Raw genomic sequence first — 16,753 nt, forward strand, 5'->3', positions numbered from 1 at the left:
CCACTCGTTGCGGTCTGTCGCGGCGGGTGGCGGGGAGCCACCCGCCAGGGCGATCAGCGTTGCGTGGCAGGCGTGCCCTGGGCTGCGCCTTGCTCGCGTGGAGCCGATTGGCTTGGGCTGGTCGGCCAGGCCTTCAGGTCCAGGTCCAGATCGGTGAATTTGCTGGAGTCGAACACTGGCTGCTTGACGCCGGCGCGGCGCTGCTCGTCGTAGTCGCGCATCACGCGCAGGCCGACCTTGAACAACATGGCCAGGGCCATCAAGTTGACGAAGGCCAGGCAGGTCATGGTGATGTCGGCGAAGGCGAACACGGTCGAAAGGTCCTGCATCGAACCCCATACCACCAGCGCCAGAACCAGGCCGCGGAAAACCATCAGCACGACGCGGTTGCGGCTGAGGAACTGCAGGCTGTTCTCGCCCAGGTAGTAGTTGTAGAGGATGCAGGTGAAGACGAACAGCGACAGCGCGACGCTGACGAACACGCGGCCCCAGTCACCGACCACGGCGGCCAGCGAGTTTTGGGTCAGGACGATGCCGTCACCTTCGAAGCCCGGGGTGTAGAAGCCCGACAGCAGGATCAGCAGCGCGGTGCAGGTGCAGATCACGAAGGTGTCGAGGAACACGCTGAAGGCCTGGACCACGCCCTGGGCGCCCGGGTGCTTCACGGCGGCCACGGCGGCGACGTTCGGCGCACTGCCCAAGCCTGCTTCGTTGGCGAACACGCCACGCTTCACGCCCATAACGATGGCGCTGCCGAGCAGGCCGCCGAAGGCTGGGTCGAGGCCGAAGGCGCTCTTGAAGATGGTTTCCAGCATGGCTGGCACGTGTTCGATCTGGGTGCCGATCACGTACAGGGTCACGCCGATATAGGCCAGGGTCTTGATCGGTACCAGCAGGTCGGACACCGCGGCGATGCGTTTGATGCCGCCGATGAAGGTGATGGCCAGCAGCACCGCCAGGACGATACCGGTGTGGCGTGGGTCGAAGGCAAAGGCGTTCTGCAGCGAGTGGGTCACGGTGTAGGACTGCAGGCCGATGAAGGCGAAGCCGTAGGTGACCAGCAGCAGGATGGAGAACACCACCGCCATGCCTTTCAGCTTCAGGCCGTGCTGGATGTAGTAGGCCGGGCCCCCACGGTACAGGCCGTCGCCTTCGGCGCGCTTGTAGACCTGGGCCAGGGTGCATTCGAAGAAGCTGCTGGACATGCCCACCAGTGCGGTGACCCACATCCAGAACACGGCGCCCGGGCCGCCGAGGGTCACGGCGATGCCGACACCGGCGATGTTACCGGCGCCGACGCGGCCGGCGAGGCTCAGCATCAGGGCCTGGAACGAGCTCAGCTGGCCTGCCTGGCCGTGAAGGGACTCTTTGAAGACACTGAACATGTGGCCGAAATGGCGGAACTGGACGAAACGCGAGCGGATCGTGAAGTAGCTACCGAGCCCGACAATGAGCGCGATCAGTACTTTCCCTGAGAGGAAGTCGTTGATGACTTCGAGCATGGATTATTCCTCGCTATTTTTTGTGTGTGCGAATACTGGGTGGTCGACACATCGCGTTACACCAGGTTGTGCGTGGCACAACAGGTGGGTCGAAGGTTCGTCTCTGTTCCATTTCGCGGGTTGTTATTAGTTCGGCTTTCGCATGGGCTTGGGTCTCGTTATCGACGACCGCTCACGCGAAGAGGGCCGGCACTATACATAGGAGAGTGCCATCCGTCTGCACAGTTGTGGTGCAATCGACGAAACGAAAGTGCTGCAAAATCAAAAAATCGCAGCCTTCGGCAGCCTCTACGGGTCTCTGTCAAACCCTGTAGAAGCTGTCGAAGGCTGCGATCTTGGCGGCACTGAAAACATTCAACATGTTCGTAAAATCCGCAAAGTGTTGGAAAAAAAAGGGCTTGAGGGAGTAAATCCCCAAGCCCTCAAAAGGTGAGAGGTGTCTAGTCCCTCGACCTGGTGAGCGTGCTCTTCGAAAGAGCCTGCGTTTGGTTAAGCCTTCAAAGGCACCAGACGCGGAGCAATCATGTTTTCCGGGCGCAGGATGTCGGCGAGCATTTCTTCGTCGAGCAAGCGTTCCTCGCGCACCAGTTCCAGCACGCCGCGGCCGCTTTCGAGGGCAACACGGGCAATGCGGGTGGCGTTTTCATAGCCGATGTACGGGTTCAGCGCGGTGACCAGGCCAATCGAGTGTTCGACCAGTTCACGGCAACGCTCTTCGTTGGCGGTGATGCCGACGATGCAGTGCTCGCGCAGCATGTCCATGGCACGTTGCAGCAGGCGGATCGAGTCGAAGATCTTGAAGGCGATCAGCGGCTCCATCACGTTCAGCTGCAGCTGGCCGCCTTCGGCCGCGATGGTCAGGGCCAGGTCGTTGCCGATGATCTGGAACGCCACCTGGTTCACGGCTTCAGGGATAACCGGGTTGACCTTGCCTGGCATGATCGAGCTGCCTGGCTGACGCGCCGGCAGGTTGATTTCGTTGATGCCGGTGCGTGGGCCGCTGGACAGCAGACGCAGGTCGTTGCAGATCTTCGACAGCTTGACCGCGGTACGCTTGAGCATGCCGGAGAACAGCACGAAGGCGCCCATGTCGGAGGTGGCTTCGATCAGGTCGGCGGCTGGCACCAGCGGTTGACCGCTGATCAGGGCCAGACGCTGAACGGCCAGGGCCTGGTAACGCGGGTCGGCGTTGATGCCGGTACCGATCGCGGTGCCGCCCAGGTTCACTTCGGTCAGCAGTTCAGGCGCCAGGGATTTGAGGCGTGCCAGGTCTTCGCTCAGGGTGGTGGCGAAGGCGCGGAATTCCTGGCCGAGGGTCATCGGCACGGCGTCTTGCAGCTGGGTACGGCCCATCTTCAGGACGTGGCTGAATTCTTCACCTTTGGCGGCGAACGACTGGATCAGGCTGTCGAGGCTGGCCAGCAGCGCGTCGTGACCCAACAGCAGACCCAGGCGGATAGCCGTCGGGTAGGCGTCGTTGGTCGACTGCGCCATGTTCACGTCGTTGTTCGGGTGCAGGTACTGGTATTCGCCCTTGCTGTGGCCCATGGCCTCCAGCGCGATGTTGGCGATGACTTCGTTGGCATTCATGTTGGTTGAAGTGCCAGCGCCGCCTTGAATCATGTCCACCACGAATTCTTCGTGGAAATCGCCGCGGATCAATCGGGCACAGGCTTCGCTGATGGCAGCGTGCTTGGCTTCGCTCAGGTGACCCAGCTCGCGGTTGGCGTCAGCGGCGGCCTGTTTGACCATCGCCAGACCAACAACCAGTTTTGGGTAATGCGAAATCGGAACGCCGGAGAGACGGAAGTTGTTCACCGCTCGCAGGGTCTGGATGCCGTAATACGCTTGAGCAGGTACTTCGAGTACGCCAAGCAGGTCTTTTTCTGTGCGGAAAGATGCAGCGGAGGACATGATAGAAATCATCTCGATATGGACCCGGTCTATGCCGGAATAGCGCAAATGCTAGGCTTGAGAAGAATTTTGGGCCAATGCTGTTAAACACTGGGCTATGCACATTCGGCATAATGTCGGTGTGACGCCGCGTACGTGGCGAACGTGTGACCTAAATTGGTGCATGTCCGGGAGGGCGTGATGAATCTGGAAAGCAAATGGCTGGAGGACTTTAGTGCTCTGGCTGCCACCCGCAGCTTCTCCCAGGCGGCCGAAAGACGCTTCGTGACTCAGCCCGCCTTCAGTCGGCGGATCCGCAGCCTCGAAGCCGCGCTGGGGCTGACCCTGGTCAATCGCTCTCGCACCCCGGTCGAGCTGACGGCAGCGGGGCAGTTGTTTCTCGTGACCGCGCGAACCGTGGTCGAACAGCTGGGTGAAGTGTTACGTCATCTTCATCACCTGGAAGGCGGGCAGGGCGAGGTGATCCAGGTCGCCGCCGCCCACTCCCTGGCACTGGGTTTCTTTCCACGCTGGATCGCACAATTGCGCAACGAAGGGCTGAACATTGCCACGCGGCTGGTGGCCACCAACGTCGGCGATGCGGTGCATGCGCTGCGTGAAGGCGGGTGTGATCTGATGCTGGCGTTCTATGATCCGGACTCCGCGATGCAAATGGACCCGGAAATTTTCCCGTCACTGCATCTGGGAGACACTGAAATGCTCCCGGTGTGCGCCGCGGATGCTGACGGCAAACCATTGTTCGACCTGGAAGGCGAGACCAGCGTGCCTTTGCTGGCCTACAGCGCCGGGGCATTTCTCGGGCGCTCGGTGAACATGCTGTTGCGCCAGCGTGCCCTGAGGTTCACCACTATTTACGAGACCGCCATGGCCGACAGCCTGAAAAGCATGGCGCTGGAAGGCCTGGGCATCGCCTGGGTGCCGCGCTTGAGCGCGCGCGCCGAATTGGCTCGCGGCGAGTTGGTCATCTGCGGTGGCCCGCAATGGCATGTGCCGCTGGAGATTCGGCTGTATCGCTGCGCGCTGGTGCGCAAGGCAAATGTGCGGTTGCTCTGGCGCAAGCTGGAAGGCGGCACAGCGCCAAACCCTGCGGGTTAATGATTTTTTGTAGGCGTCGGGCTGACCCTGAAGTCAATAAAACCGGTACTTTGCGCCGTATGACAGATGGTCGTATGGGGGGCTGTTTATCTGCTTCATTGAGGTATACTGCGCGGCCTTCGGCCGGTTTGACTGGCCATAATTCGTACAATCAAGCCACGCATTTTGCGTGGCTTGTTGTTTTTTGACGCGCCTGCGGGCGCCCAGAGAGAAGAGGCACGACGATGAGCGCACTGGTTGGCGTGATCATGGGCTCCAAGTCCGATTGGTCCACCCTTAGCCACACCGCCGATATGCTGGAAAAGCTCGGCATCCCTTACGAGGTGAAAGTGGTCTCTGCCCACCGCACCCCGGACCTGCTGTTCCAGTATGCCGAAGAGGCTGAGGCCCGTGGCATCGAGGTGATCATCGCCGGTGCCGGTGGCGCGGCCCACCTGCCTGGCATGTGTGCGGCCAAAACCCACCTGCCGGTGCTGGGCGTGCCGGTGCAGTCGTCGATGCTCTCGGGCGTCGATTCGCTGCTTTCTATCGTGCAGATGCCAGCGGGCATTCCGGTCGCCACCCTGGCCATCGGCAAGGCCGGTGCGATCAACGCAGCCCTGCTCTCGGCGAGCATCCTGGGCGCCAAGCATCCGCAGTTTCATACCGTGCTGAAAAAATTCCGCGCTGAGCAGACAGACAGCGTCCTGGACAATCCAGACCCACGCATCGCCTGAGGTTGTTGACGATGAAGATCGGTGTAATCGGTGGCGGCCAGTTGGGTCGCATGTTGGCGCTGGCGGGCACTCCGCTGGGCATGAACTTCGCTTTCCTGGACCCGGCGCCGGATGCTTGCGCAGCCGCATTGGGCGAACACCTGCGGGCCGATTACGGCGATCAGGATCACCTGCGTCAGTTGGCCGATGAAGTCGATCTGGTGACCTTCGAGTTCGAAAGCGTCCCGGCCGAAACCGTGGCCTTCCTGTCGCAATTCGTTCCGGTGTACCCGAGCGCTGAAGCGCTGCGCATTGCCCGCGATCGCTGGTTCGAGAAGAGCATGTTCAAGGACCTGGGGATCCCGACTCCCGCGTTCGCCGACATCCAGTCCCAGGCCGATCTGGACGCCGCCGTGGCCTCCATCGGCCTGCCGGCCGTGCTGAAAACCCGCACCCTGGGTTACGACGGCAAGGGTCAGAAAGTCCTGCGCAAGCCTGAAGATGTGGTCGGCACCTTCGCCGAACTGGGCAGCGTCGCCTGCTTGCTGGAAGGCTTCGTGCCGTTCACTGGCGAAGTCTCGCTGATCGCCGTGCGCGCTCGCGATGGCGAAACCAAGTTCTACCCGCTGGTGCACAACACCCACGACAGCGGCATCCTCAAGCTGTCCGTGGCCAGCACCGACCACCCGTTGCAAGCGTTGGCTGAAGACTACTCCAGCCGGGTACTCAAGCAGCTGGACTACGTCGGCGTGATGGCGTTCGAGTTCTTCGAAGTCGACGGTGGCCTCAAGGCCAACGAGATCGCCCCGCGTGTGCACAACTCCGGACACTGGACCACCGAAGGTGCCGAGTGCAGTCAGTTCGAAAACCACCTGCGGGCCGTTGCCGGTCTGCCGCTGGGTTCGACGGCCAAGGTCGGCGAGAGCGCGATGCTCAACTTCATCGGCAAAGTCCCGGACACCGAGAAAGTCCTGGCCATCGCCGATTGCCATCTGCATCACTACGGCAAGGCCTTCAAGGTCGGCCGCAAGGTCGGTCACGCCAACCTGCGTTGTGCTGACCGTGCGACGCTTGCCGCGCAGATCCTCAAGGTCGAAGCGCTGATTGCCGAATAGTTTCATGTGGCGGCGGCGGAACCTTCCGAGGCCGCCGTTCTCTGATGGCAGGATGCCAAAGTCTGGCTAGGCTTTAGCCAATTCAATCAGAGGGAAATGCCATGGGAATTATCGGAACCATCTTTATCGGCTTGATCGTCGGCCTGCTGGCTCGGTTTCTGAAACCGGGCGATGACAGCATGGGCTGGATCATGACCATCCTGCTCGGTATCGGCGGTTCGCTGGCGGCCACTTACGGCGGCCAGGCCCTGGGCATCTACCATGCGGGTCAGGGCGCAGGGTTCATCGGTGCGCTGGTGGGCGCGGTGATATTGCTGGTGGTCTACGGCCTGATCAAAAAGAACTGATTCAAGCGACAAAGCCCTCTCTGCGCCAACACCGGAGAGGGCTAGAATGCTTGGCGTTATACCGTCCTTTCCTTTGCCGAGCACCTTCATGCGCCGTCTTCTGTTGACTCTTCTCTTCCTGGGCAGTGGTTTGGCCCATGCCGGCGAACTGCCGGAAACCGACTGGCTCGAACTGATGCCCAAGTCGGACCAGAAGGCCCTCGAGGCCATGCCCGAAATCGATCACAACTCACCGGAAGCCAATGGCACCTTTACCCAAAAAGGTGGCATGAAGCAGAGCAAGGGCTTGCCGGCGGTGATGTATTCGACCAAGACCGTGCCGTCGATGAACGACAAGCACATCCGCATCGGCGGTTATCCGGTACCGCTGGAATCCGATGCGAAGGGCCGCAGCACGTTGTTCTTCCTCGTGCCGTACCCGGGCGCTTGTATCCACGTGCCACCGCCGCCGCCTAACCAACTGGTGCTGGTGCGTTATCCCAAAGGCCTGAAGCTGAATGACATCTACACACCGCTGTGGGTGACCGGTACGCTGAAGATCGAGAAGGTCAGCAACGACCTGGCGGATGCGGCGTATGCGCTGGATGCGGCGCAGGTGCGGGTGGTCAAGGAGTCGGATTTGTAGGTTTTTAAATGTGGGAGCAAGCCTGCTCCCACATTTATTGTGTGGTGTTAAAGCGGTTTGCTGGCGATGCTCACGCCCAGGGTATGGCTAGCCCCCGGTGCCAGCGTCACCACATCATCCATCACATTTGCCGTTTCAATGCACAGCATGCGCTGCCAGCCATCGTCAGCCATGTCGCTGAACGCGGCCGCACGGTCGATCCACGGGTTCCAGATCACCGCCGAGCGCGAACCGCTGCTGGTCAGTTCAATGCGTCGCTCCCAATGCGGGTCAACGATGCTCAATGTCGGCGGGGTATTCAGATAGATGCGGTCGGTCTCACCGGTAAAACGCAGATCACCGGTCTGAGTGACGGTTTTCCAGTCGTCCAGTGTCTCGATGTAACTCAAGCCATCCAGCCCTTCAACGTGCACGTTGCGCACATCGCTGACCGCGAAATAGCTGTGCAGCGCCTGGCTGATCGTGACGGGTTCGGCGCCGTTGTTTTCGCTCGTCAGGCTGATATGCAATTGTTCATCCAGACGAATGCTCAGTTTCAAGTCCACCTGATGCGGCCAGCCTGGCAGTCCGCCTTCGGGGTAGGGCAGGACGAATTCCACCTTCAGGCTTTCGCCCTCGGTTTCGATGCTGCCCAGTTCCCAGTCCATCGCTCGCACCAGCCCGTGAGCGGTCGGCGGCTCCTGGCTGATGCGCATGGCCTGGACACTCTGCGGGTTGCGCGACAGATTGCCGAACCACGGCCAGCACACCGGCACACCGGCACGAATAGCTTTGCCGGTCTTGAACACTGCCTCGTCGTTGAGCCAGATCAGCGGCGGTTGGCCGGCCAATTGATAACTGAGGATGTGCGCGCCTTGCTGGGCCACCAGCAATTCGGCCTGACCGTGGCGGATGCGCCAGCAGTTCAGTTCATCCAGTTTCACGGCTTCGACGGTGGGCGTGCTCATGGGGCGACTCTCAATCAGGAACAATGACTGCTATGGACCGCAAAACGGTCACCGCGTTTAACGAGCGCCTTGTTTAACGAGCTCTGGGCGGAACCGAACGAGTGCGGCCGCTGCCGTCGATGGCGACGAACACAAACACGGCTTCGGTCACTTTACGCCACTCGCTGGACAGTGGATCGTCGCTCCAGACTTCGACCATCATCTGAATCGAGCTGCGACCGATTTCCAGGGCCTGGGTATAGAAGGAGAGCTGAGCGCCCACCGCCACCGGCACCAGAAACGCCATGCGATCGATCGCAACGGTGGCCACGCGACCACCGGCAACCTTGCTGGCCATTGCGGTGCCGGCCAAATCCATCTGCGCCACCAGCCAGCCGCCGAAAATATCGCCAAAGCCGTTGGTTTCACGCGGAAGCGCGGTAATTTGCAGGGCCAGGTCGCCTTGCGGGATTGGATCTTCTTGTTCGAGCTCTATCATGCCGGGGGTGCCTCTGACCCGTGACTCTTCATTGGTACTTCAGGTGAATAGCCGTCTCAAGGAAAAACGATTCAGCCCCGAACATACTACGTTCGTCACGTTTTTCGTAAGGCGCCTAAAGGGAAACTCTGCGAAATCGGCTGACGGGTGCCAACGACGGTTTCGCACAGCAACCCCTTACAAACCGTTGCAATGTTGTGAGTATATCGGTCGATAGACTCCGAGACGACCGTCCGGTTCTCATTTCGACCGTCAAATACGCACTTCTATGTGCTTTTTCGAACAATTTGCTATCGTGCCGAACCTGCCCAAGCCTCCGCCAGCGTTGTTGAGGTTGCAGATCCGACTATAAGAGAAGCCCTTGCCATGACCACAGCGCCCTCGAGCATCGCGCAACCAGCCCAACCTGCACGTCCGCTGACCCGCAACGACTACAAGACATTGTCGCTGTCTGCCCTGGGCGGTGCGCTGGAGTTTTACGACTTCATCATCTTTGTGTTCTTCGCCACAGTGGTCGGCAAACTGTTCTTCCCCGCCGACATGCCCGAGTGGCTGCGCCTGATGCAGACGTTCGGCATTTTCGCCGCAGGCTATCTGGCGCGGCCGCTGGGCGGCATCGTCATGGCGCACTTCGGTGACCTGCTGGGACGCAAGAAGATGTTCACCCTGAGCATTTTCATGATGGCGGTGCCGACCCTGATCATGGGCTTGCTGCCGACTTATGCGCAGATAGGCATGTGGGCGCCGATCCTGTTGCTGCTGATGCGGGTGATCCAGGGCGCAGCGATTGGCGGCGAAGTGCCGGGAGCCTGGGTATTCGTTTCCGAACACGTACCGCAACGGCATATCGGTTATGCCTGCGGCACGCTGACCAGTGGTCTGACTGCCGGCATTCTTTTGGGCTCGTTGGTCGCCACGGCAATCAACAGCCTCTATACGCCGGTGGAAGTGGCCGATTACGCCTGGCGGATCCCGTTCCTGCTGGGCGGCGTGTTTGGCCTGTTCTCGGTCTACCTGCGCCGCTGGCTGCACGAAACCCCGGTGTTTGCCGAACTGCAATTGCGTAAAGCCCTGGCCGAAGAAGTACCGCTGCGGGCTGTGCTGCGTGACCATCGCGGGGCGATTCTGATTTCCATGCTGCTGACCTGGTTGCTGTCCGCCGGGATCATCGTGGTCATCCTCATGACGCCGACTGTATTGCAGACCGTTTACCACTTCCCGCCGACTACCGCGTTGCAGGCCAACAGCCTGGCCATCGTGTTCCTGAGCCTGGGCTGTGTGGCCTCCGGTGCACTGGCTGACCGTTTTGGCGCCGGGCGGGTGTTCGTGTTCGGCAGCGCGTTGCTGCTGCTGACCTCGTGGACCTTCTATCACAGCCTGTTCAATCATCCCGACTGGCTGTTCCCGATGTACGCCCTGACCGGCTTGCTGGTCGGCACCATCGGTGCAGTGCCGTATGTGATGGTCAAAGCCTTCCCGGCGGTGGTGCGCTTCAGCGGCCTGTCGTTCTCCTACAATCTGGCCTACGCCATCTTCGGCGGCCTGACCCCGATGGTCGTCACCCTGCTGCTCAAGGAAAGCCCGATGGGGCCGGCCTATTATGTGGCGATCATTTGCGGCGTTGGGATTCTGGTGGGGGCGTATCTCTGGAGGAAAGGGCGCTAACCTTGTAACCGATCGTTCCCACGCAGAGCGTGGGAACGATCTAAAAAACCAAATACTGGCCTTTCATCCAATTGTCATATTTTAGCCATAGAGTGTTCACACGGCCTGCTGATACTTGGCCCCGACTTAACACACCCTATCTGCTAGGAGTAAGGCATGAAACTGAAGCGTTTGATGGCGGCAATGACTTTTGTCGCTGCTGGCGTTGCGACTGCCAACGCGGTTGCCGCTGTTGACCCTGCTATCCCGAGCTACACCAAGACCACTGGTGTGTCGGGCAACCTGTCCAGCGTCGGCTCCGATACCCTGGCCAACCTCATGACCCTGTGGGCTGAGAACTACAAAAAAGAATACCCGAACGTAAACATCCAGATTCAGGCCGCTGGCTCCGCCACCGCGCCACCTGCGCTGACTGAAGGCACCTCCAACCTGGGCCCGATGAGCCGCAAGATGAAGGACACCGAACTGGCGGCCTTCGAGCAGAAGTACGGCTACAAGCCAACCGCTATCCCGGTGGCCGTGGACGCCCTGGCGGTCTTCGTACACAAAGACAACCCGATCCAGCACCTGACCATGGAACAAGTCGACGCGATCTTCTCCTCGACTCGTCTGTGCGGCGCCAAAGCTGACGTGAAAACCTGGGGCGACCTGGGTGTGACCGGCGACCTGGCCAACAAGCCGGTGCAACTGTTCGGTCGTAACTCGGTATCCGGCACTTATGGCTACTTCAAAGAAGAAGCCCTGTGCAAAGGCGACTACAAGCCAAACGTCAACGAACAACCAGGCTCGGCTTCGGTCGTGCAGTCGATCAGCTCTTCGCTGAACGGCATCGGTTACTCGGGCATCGGCTACAAGACCGCCAGCGTGAAGACTGTGGCCCTGGCCAAGAAAGGCAGCACTGACTTCATCGAAGACACCGAAGAAAACGCCCTGAACGGTAAATACCCGCTGTCGCGTTTCCTCTACGTATATGTCAACAAGGCCCCGAACAAGCCTCTGGCCCCGCTGGAAGCCGAGTTCGTGAAACTGGTTCTGTCCAAGCAGGGCCAGGAAGTTGTAGTGAAAGACGGCTACATCCCACTGCCAGCCAAGGTTGCTGCAAAAGCTCTGGCTGACCTGGGTCTGGCGGAAGGCGGCGCTGAAGTCGCAAAAAAGTAAAACCCTAGGTCCGGGGTAAACCCGGACCTGCAGGAGCGAAGCTTGCCCGCGAAGGAATCGCCGCATCGCTCGCTCCTGCAAAGGCTCAGGGTTGCCACGCTGGCAACCCGGCCCCCCCCCAAATTTCCGATCCACTGCCAGTTTCCACTGGCGGCGGATTTGTTGCGTCACTGCATTGTCATCTTTCTGTCATACAGGATCGCTAGGGTGTGCGCATGAATGATCTGGCCAATTCCACCATGACTACAAATCCCCCCAAGCGAATTGACTTCAATACGCCTGAGCTGCACCGCAAGCGCCGTATTCGTGCGCTGAAAGATCGCCTGACCCGTTGGTATGTGCTTGTCGGCGGCCTCGCCGTCCTGGGCGCGATCACCCTGATTTTCTTCTTCCTCGGTTATGTTGTCGCGCCGCTGTTCCAGGGGGCTGATCTGACCGCCAAAGACGCCATCACGCCCGCCTGGATGCAAGACGCCGGCAAGCCGCTGATGATCTCCCTTGAAGAACAGAACCAGGTGGCCATGCGGGTTTCCGACAAGGGCCAGGCGCTATTCTTTGATATCGATAGCGGCGCCGAACTGCGCCGTGTCGACCTGCCGATCCCGGCCGGTACCAGCGTGACCTCCATCGGTGAAGATCAACCCGGCCATCCATTGGTCGCAGTGGGGTTGTCCAACGGTCAGGTGCTGGTGTTCCGTCACACCTATAAAGTCAGCTACCCGGACGGCAAGAAAACCATCTCGCCGGCCATCGAATACCCGTACGGCGAAACGCCAATCGTGCTGAACGAGGCGGGCGGCGCTCTGGAGCACGTCAGCCTCAATGCCACCGATTCGACCCTGCTGCTGGCTGGCTCCACTGGTGCGCAACTGCATGTCATGTCGCTGACCAGCGAAGAAAACATGATGACCGGCGAAGTCACCAACGAGCAGAAACGCATCGACCTGCCGCAAATGACCGAGCCGGTGAAGAACATCTTCGTCGACCCGCGTCAGCAGTGGCTGTACGTGGTCAACGGTCGTGCTCAGGCTGACGTTTTCAGCCTGCGCGACAAGAGTCTCAACGGTCGCTACAAATTGCTCGAAGACGGCGATGCCGAGATTACCGCCAGCACCCAGCTGGTGGGTGGTATCTCACTGATCCTCGGCGACTCCAAGGGCGGTCTCGCCCAGTGGTTCATGGCTCGCGATCACGATGGCGAACTGCGCCTGAAGCAAATCCGCACCTTCCAGATGGGCGCCGCGCCGATTGTTGAAATCACCGCCGAAGAACGTCGAAAAGGCTTCGTTGCCCTTGATGCGTCCGGCAAGCTCGGCGTGTTCCACAGCACCGCGCACCGCACTTTGCTGGTGGATCAGGTGGTCGACGGCCAAGGCCTGTTCGGCCTGTCGCCACGGGCCAACCGCGTGATCGTGGAGCAGGGCGGCAAGCTGCAACCGTTGCTGCTCGACAACCCGCACCCGGAAGTTTCCTGGAGCGCGTTGTGGAGCAAAGTCTGGTACGAGAACTACGACGAGCCTAAATACGTCTGGCAATCGACTGCCGCCAACACCGACTTCGAACCCAAGCTGAGTCTCTCGCCGCTGACCTTCGGTACCCTGAAAGCCGCGTTCTACGCCATGCTGCTGGCCGCGCCCCTGGCCGTCGCCGCGGCGATCTACACCGCGTACTTCATGGCCCCGGGCATGCGTCGCAAGGTCAAGCCGGTGATCGAGCTGATGGAAGCGATGCCGACGGTGATCCTCGGCTTCTTCGCCGGCCTGTTCCTCGCACCGTATGTAGAAGGGCATTTGCCGGGCATCTTCAGCCTGCTGATGCTCCTGCCGATCGGCATTCTGGTGGCCGGTTTCGTCTTCAGTCGCCTGCCTGAGTCGATCCGCCTGAAAGTGCCGGACGGCTGGGAAAGCGCGATCCTGATTCCGGTGATTCTGTTCGTGGGCTGGCTGTCGCTGTACATGAGCCCGTATATGGAAGCCTGGTTCTTCGGCGGTGACATGCGTATGTGGATCTCCCACGACCTGGGCATCACCTACGACCAGCGCAACGCTCTGGTGGTCGGCCTGGCCATGGGCTTTGCAGTCATCCCGAACATCTACTCGATCGCCGAAGACGCCGTGTTCAGCGTGCCACGCGGCCTGACCCTCGGTTCCCTGGCCCTTGGCGCCACGCCGTGGCAGACCATGACTCGCGTGGTGATCCTCACCGCCAGCCCGGGCATCTTCTCGGCGCTGATGATCGGCATGGGCCGTGCGGTCGGTGAAACCATGATCGTGCTGATGGCCACCGGTAACACCCCGGTCATGGAAATGAACCTGTTCGAAGGCCTGCGCACACTGGCAGCCAACGTCGCGGTGGAAATGCCCGAATCGGAAGTCGGCGGCAGCCACTACCGCGTGCTGTTCCTCTCGGCGCTGGTGCTGCTGTTGTTCACCTTCATCATGAACACCCTCGCGGAACTGATTCGTCAGCGTCTGCGCAAGAAATACTCGTCGCTTTAACAAAGGTAGAAGTCTGTGAAACAGAACTCCCTGAATGGATGGTTCAAGAGCGGCGCCCCGGGCGTCTGGATCAGCGGCGGCGCGGTGTCCATTGCGGTCATCATGACCATTGGCCTGCTGGCGGTCATTGCCGTGCGCGGTCTGGGGCACTTCTGGCCGGCGGACCTGATCCACGCCAATTACGACGTGCCGGGTCAGGCCAACCACCTGGTCATCGGCGAAGTGGTGCAGAAGGAAGAAGTGCCACGCGAGCGCCTGAAAACCGCTGGCCTGCCGGTGCCCGATCAGGGCCCGGAGTTCATGACCCGCGAGCTGATCAAGGTCGGCAACCGCGATCTGAACGGCACTGACTTCACCTGGATTGTCGGCGAGTGGCTGACCAACCAGAAAACCCCGCCAGAGCTGATGACCATCGAGCGTCGCGAGTGGGGCAACTTCTACGGCTACCTGGTCAACGTCAAAGAGGACGGCAAGGTCGTCGCTGAAGGCGAAGCCGCATGGCCTGAGTTGCAGGCCCGTGTCGATCGCGTCAACCAGTTGGCTGGGCAGCTCAAGAGCCTGGAAAAAACCGACATCGGCGCGATCAACGCTGGTCTCGAACGTGTTCGTCTGCACGGTCGCAAGCTGGAATTGGCCGGCCGTCTCGACGCTACCGCACAGGCGGACCTGGAGTCTGAGCGCGCCGAGCTGAATGCCCGTTATCAGGAAATCGAAGCGCGTCTGAACGACCTGCACAAGCAGTTCAACCGTGACAGCCTGACGGCTCGTGACGCGAACGGTAAAGAGGTCGAGATCGGTATCGGCAAAGTGGTTCACGCCTATCAGCCGAACGCCATGAGCACCTTTACCAAGGTGGGCTTCTACTTCAGCAAGGTCTGGGAATTCCTCAGTGATGACCCGCGCGAAGCCAACACCGAAGGCGGGATCTTCCCGGCGATTTTCGGCACCGTGATGATGACCCTGATCATGGCGATGATCGTCACTCCGTTCGGTGTGCTGGCGGCGGTCTACCTGCGTGAATACGCCAAGCAGAACACCCTGACCCGAGTGATCCGTATTGCGGTGAACAACCTGGCGGGCGTACCGGCGATCGTTTACGGCGTGTTCGGCCTGGGCTTCTTCGTTTATGTACTGGGCGGCTCGATCGACCGGTTGTTCTTCCCCGAAGCCTTGCCGGCGCCGACCTTCGGTACGCCGGGTCTGTTGTGGGCTTCGTTGACCTTGGCCCTGCTGGCTGTGCCGGTGGTGATCGTGGCCACCGAAGAAGGCCTGGCGCGGATTCCTCGCACCGTGCGCGAAGGCTCGTTGGCCCTCGGCGCGACCAAGGCCGAGACCTTGTGGAAGATCGTGCTGCCGATGGCCAGCCCGGCAATGATGACCGGCATGATCCTCGCCGTGGCCCGCGCCGCCGGTGAAGTGGCGCCGCTGATGCTGGTGGGTGTAGTGAAACTGGCGCCGTCGCTGCCGCTGGATGGCAACTACCCGTACCTGCACCTGGACCAGAAGATCATGCACCTGGGCTTCCACATTTATGACGTCGGCTTCCAGAGCCCGAACGTAGAAGCCGCGCGGCCGCTGGTGTATGCCACGGCGCTGCTGCTGGTGCTGGTGATCGCGACATTGAACCTGTCGGCCGTTTATATCCGTAACCACCTGCGCGAGAAGTACAAGGCGCTGGATAGCTGATCAACACCGAACTGTAGGAGCCGGCTTGCTGGCGAAGGCATCACCGCGGTGAGCCTGCGGGACCGAGTTGTCTGCATCGCCAGCAAGCCGGCTCCTACAAAGAATTGCGTAACCGCGGGCCTGGCCTGCGGCCCCGAACCGAATTTGTTAGCACAGGGAGCCTCCCATGCAGCACGAAGCACACACTCACGGCATCAACATGTCGGCCTTGGGCCGCGACAAACAGAGCCTGAGTCTCGAGCAGGAAACCGTGGCCATCGAAGTGCCGGGGTTGAGCCTGTTCTACGGCGACAAACAAGCGCTGTATGACGTCAGCATGAACATCCCGAAACAGCGCGTGACCGCCTTCATCGGCCCGTCCGGCTGTGGCAAGTCCACGCTGTTGCGCACTTTCAACCGCATGAACGACCTGGTGGATGGCTGCCGCGTCGAAGGCGCGATCAACCTCTACGGCAACAACATCTACCGCAAGGGCGAGGACGTGGCCGAGCTGCGTCGTCGCGTCGGCATGGTTTTCCAGAAGCCCAACCCGTTCCCGAAAACCATCTATGAAAACGTGGTTTACGGCTTGCGCATCCAGGGCATCAACAAAAAGCGCATCCTCGACGAAGCCGTCGAGTGGGCGTTGAAAGGCGCGGCGCTGTGGGATGAAGTCAAGGATCGTCTGCACGAGTCGGCACTCGGTCTGTCCGGTGGTCAGCAGCAACGTCTGGTGATTGCCCGCACCATCGCCGTGGAGCCGGAAGTGCTGCTGCTCGACGAGCCGTGCTCGGCACTCGATCCGATCTCCACGCTGAAAGTCGAAGAGCTGATCTACGAACTGAAATCCAAGTTCACCATTGTTATCGTGACCCACAACATGCAACAGGCCGCGCGGGTTTCCGACTACACGGCGTTCATGTATATGGGCAAACTGGTGGAGTTCGGCGACACCGACACCCTGTTCACCAATCCGGCGAAGAAGCAGACCGAAGACTACATCACCGGTCGTTACGGCTAGGAAGCTGTTGTTGCTCACTGAACTGACG

Annotated in this window: 15 protein-coding genes; 11 read left to right on the forward strand and 4 right to left on the reverse strand. The window is 60.5% G+C overall.

What is annotated here, in order from left to right; translation table 11 throughout:
• Nucleotides 1-53 precede the first annotated feature (53 nt).
• Complete coding sequence (locus AC1DQM_RS09450; protein WP_477743544.1) at nucleotides 54-1,502, reverse strand: alanine/glycine:cation symporter family protein; 1,449 nt, start codon at nucleotides 1,500-1,502, stop codon at nucleotides 54-56.
• A 250-nt stretch (nucleotides 1,503-1,752) separates the two neighbouring features.
• Between AC1DQM_RS09450 and AC1DQM_RS09455 the strand changes: the two genes are divergently transcribed.
• Nucleotides 1,753-1,935 (forward strand): hypothetical protein, encoded by a 183-nt coding sequence (locus AC1DQM_RS09455; protein WP_138866537.1) that lies wholly within the window; start codon nucleotides 1,753-1,755, stop codon nucleotides 1,933-1,935.
• 56 nt (nucleotides 1,936-1,991) lie between these two features.
• Here AC1DQM_RS09455 and aspA read toward each other — a convergent pair whose 3' ends face one another.
• Entirely contained in the window at nucleotides 1,992-3,416 is a 1,425-nt protein-coding gene (gene aspA, locus AC1DQM_RS09460) for an aspartate ammonia-lyase (protein WP_007934488.1), read from the reverse strand.
• A gap of 180 nt (nucleotides 3,417-3,596) precedes the next feature.
• On the opposite strand from aspA, the gene AC1DQM_RS09465 reads away from it, so the two are divergent.
• From AC1DQM_RS09465 to AC1DQM_RS09485, 5 genes are all read left to right on the forward strand, one after another.
• Nucleotides 3,597-4,511, forward strand: coding sequence for a LysR substrate-binding domain-containing protein (locus AC1DQM_RS09465; RefSeq protein ID WP_018927385.1), 915 nt, complete (start codon nucleotides 3,597-3,599; stop codon nucleotides 4,509-4,511).
• A gap of 224 nt (nucleotides 4,512-4,735) precedes the next feature.
• A complete protein-coding gene (purE, locus tag AC1DQM_RS09470; RefSeq protein WP_003196369.1) occupies nucleotides 4,736-5,227 on the forward strand; it encodes a 5-(carboxyamino)imidazole ribonucleotide mutase in 492 nt (163 codons plus the stop codon).
• Between the two features lie 11 nt (nucleotides 5,228-5,238).
• Complete coding sequence (locus tag AC1DQM_RS09475) at nucleotides 5,239-6,321, forward strand: 5-(carboxyamino)imidazole ribonucleotide synthase (RefSeq protein WP_007934491.1); 1,083 nt, start codon at nucleotides 5,239-5,241, stop codon at nucleotides 6,319-6,321.
• 101 nt (nucleotides 6,322-6,422) lie between these two features.
• Nucleotides 6,423-6,668 carry a GlsB/YeaQ/YmgE family stress response membrane protein gene (locus tag AC1DQM_RS09480; RefSeq protein ID WP_018927386.1) on the forward strand — a complete coding sequence of 82 codons (246 nt, stop codon included), beginning with the start codon at nucleotides 6,423-6,425 and terminating at the stop codon, nucleotides 6,666-6,668.
• Nucleotides 6,669-6,756: 88 nt separating this feature from the next.
• Nucleotides 6,757-7,293: a DUF3299 domain-containing protein gene (locus AC1DQM_RS09485; protein WP_026286519.1), complete on the forward strand. Its 537-nt coding sequence runs from the start codon at nucleotides 6,757-6,759 to the stop codon at nucleotides 7,291-7,293.
• A 47-nt stretch (nucleotides 7,294-7,340) separates the two neighbouring features.
• Here the strand turns inward: AC1DQM_RS09485 and AC1DQM_RS09490 are convergent, their stop codons facing one another.
• Nucleotides 7,341-8,240 carry a D-hexose-6-phosphate mutarotase gene (locus AC1DQM_RS09490; protein WP_477743545.1) on the reverse strand — a complete coding sequence of 300 codons (900 nt, stop codon included), beginning with the start codon at nucleotides 8,238-8,240 and terminating at the stop codon, nucleotides 7,341-7,343.
• Nucleotides 8,241-8,313: 73 nt separating this feature from the next.
• A complete protein-coding gene (locus tag AC1DQM_RS09495; protein WP_007896491.1) occupies nucleotides 8,314-8,718 on the reverse strand; it encodes an acyl-CoA thioesterase in 405 nt (134 codons plus the stop codon).
• A gap of 366 nt (nucleotides 8,719-9,084) precedes the next feature.
• On the opposite strand from AC1DQM_RS09495, the gene AC1DQM_RS09500 reads away from it, so the two are divergent.
• From AC1DQM_RS09500 to pstB, 5 genes are all read left to right on the forward strand, one after another.
• Nucleotides 9,085-10,383, forward strand: coding sequence for an MFS transporter (locus AC1DQM_RS09500; protein WP_305410568.1), 1,299 nt, complete (start codon nucleotides 9,085-9,087; stop codon nucleotides 10,381-10,383).
• Between the two features lie 156 nt (nucleotides 10,384-10,539).
• Nucleotides 10,540-11,541: a phosphate ABC transporter substrate-binding protein PstS gene (locus AC1DQM_RS09505; RefSeq protein ID WP_477746076.1), complete on the forward strand. Its 1,002-nt coding sequence runs from the start codon at nucleotides 10,540-10,542 to the stop codon at nucleotides 11,539-11,541.
• Between the two features lie 464 nt (nucleotides 11,542-12,005).
• Complete coding sequence (locus AC1DQM_RS09510; RefSeq protein WP_172901218.1) at nucleotides 12,006-14,039, forward strand: ABC transporter permease subunit; 2,034 nt, start codon at nucleotides 12,006-12,008, stop codon at nucleotides 14,037-14,039.
• Nucleotides 14,040-14,054: 15 nt separating this feature from the next.
• Nucleotides 14,055-15,725 (forward strand): phosphate ABC transporter permease PstA, encoded by a 1,671-nt coding sequence (gene pstA, locus AC1DQM_RS09515; protein ID WP_018927392.1) that lies wholly within the window; start codon nucleotides 14,055-14,057, stop codon nucleotides 15,723-15,725.
• 166 nt (nucleotides 15,726-15,891) lie between these two features.
• Nucleotides 15,892-16,725 (forward strand): phosphate ABC transporter ATP-binding protein PstB, encoded by an 834-nt coding sequence (pstB, locus tag AC1DQM_RS09520; protein WP_008150054.1) that lies wholly within the window; start codon nucleotides 15,892-15,894, stop codon nucleotides 16,723-16,725.
• Nucleotides 16,726-16,753 lie beyond the last annotated feature (28 nt).

The organism is Pseudomonas sp. 01L34 (assembly GCF_056400265.1).

Bases quoted from the DNA above. Each gene is read 5' to 3' on its own strand.
- AC1DQM_RS09450 (WP_477743544.1), bottom strand. From the start codon at position 1,502: ATGCTCGAAGTCATCAACGACTTCCTCTCAGGGAAAGTACTGATCGCG.
- aspA (WP_007934488.1), bottom strand. From the start codon at position 3,416: ATGTCCTCCGCTGCATCTTTCCGCACAGAAAAAGACCTGCTTGGCGTA.
- AC1DQM_RS09465 (WP_018927385.1), top strand. From the start codon at position 3,597: ATGAATCTGGAAAGCAAATGGCTGGAGGACTTTAGTGCTCTGGCTGCC.
- purE (WP_003196369.1), top strand. From the start codon at position 4,736: ATGAGCGCACTGGTTGGCGTGATCATGGGCTCCAAGTCCGATTGGTCC.
- AC1DQM_RS09475 (WP_007934491.1), top strand. From the start codon at position 5,239: ATGAAGATCGGTGTAATCGGTGGCGGCCAGTTGGGTCGCATGTTGGCG.
- AC1DQM_RS09480 (WP_018927386.1), top strand. From the start codon at position 6,423: ATGGGAATTATCGGAACCATCTTTATCGGCTTGATCGTCGGCCTGCTG.
- AC1DQM_RS09485 (WP_026286519.1), top strand. From the start codon at position 6,757: ATGCGCCGTCTTCTGTTGACTCTTCTCTTCCTGGGCAGTGGTTTGGCC.
- AC1DQM_RS09490 (WP_477743545.1), bottom strand. From the start codon at position 8,240: ATGAGCACGCCCACCGTCGAAGCCGTGAAACTGGATGAACTGAACTGC.
- AC1DQM_RS09495 (WP_007896491.1), bottom strand. From the start codon at position 8,718: ATGATAGAGCTCGAACAAGAAGATCCAATCCCGCAAGGCGACCTGGCC.
- AC1DQM_RS09500 (WP_305410568.1), top strand. From the start codon at position 9,085: ATGACCACAGCGCCCTCGAGCATCGCGCAACCAGCCCAACCTGCACGT.
- AC1DQM_RS09505 (WP_477746076.1), top strand. From the start codon at position 10,540: ATGAAACTGAAGCGTTTGATGGCGGCAATGACTTTTGTCGCTGCTGGC.
- AC1DQM_RS09510 (WP_172901218.1), top strand. From the start codon at position 12,006: ATGCAAGACGCCGGCAAGCCGCTGATGATCTCCCTTGAAGAACAGAAC.
- pstB (WP_008150054.1), top strand. From the start codon at position 15,892: ATGCAGCACGAAGCACACACTCACGGCATCAACATGTCGGCCTTGGGC.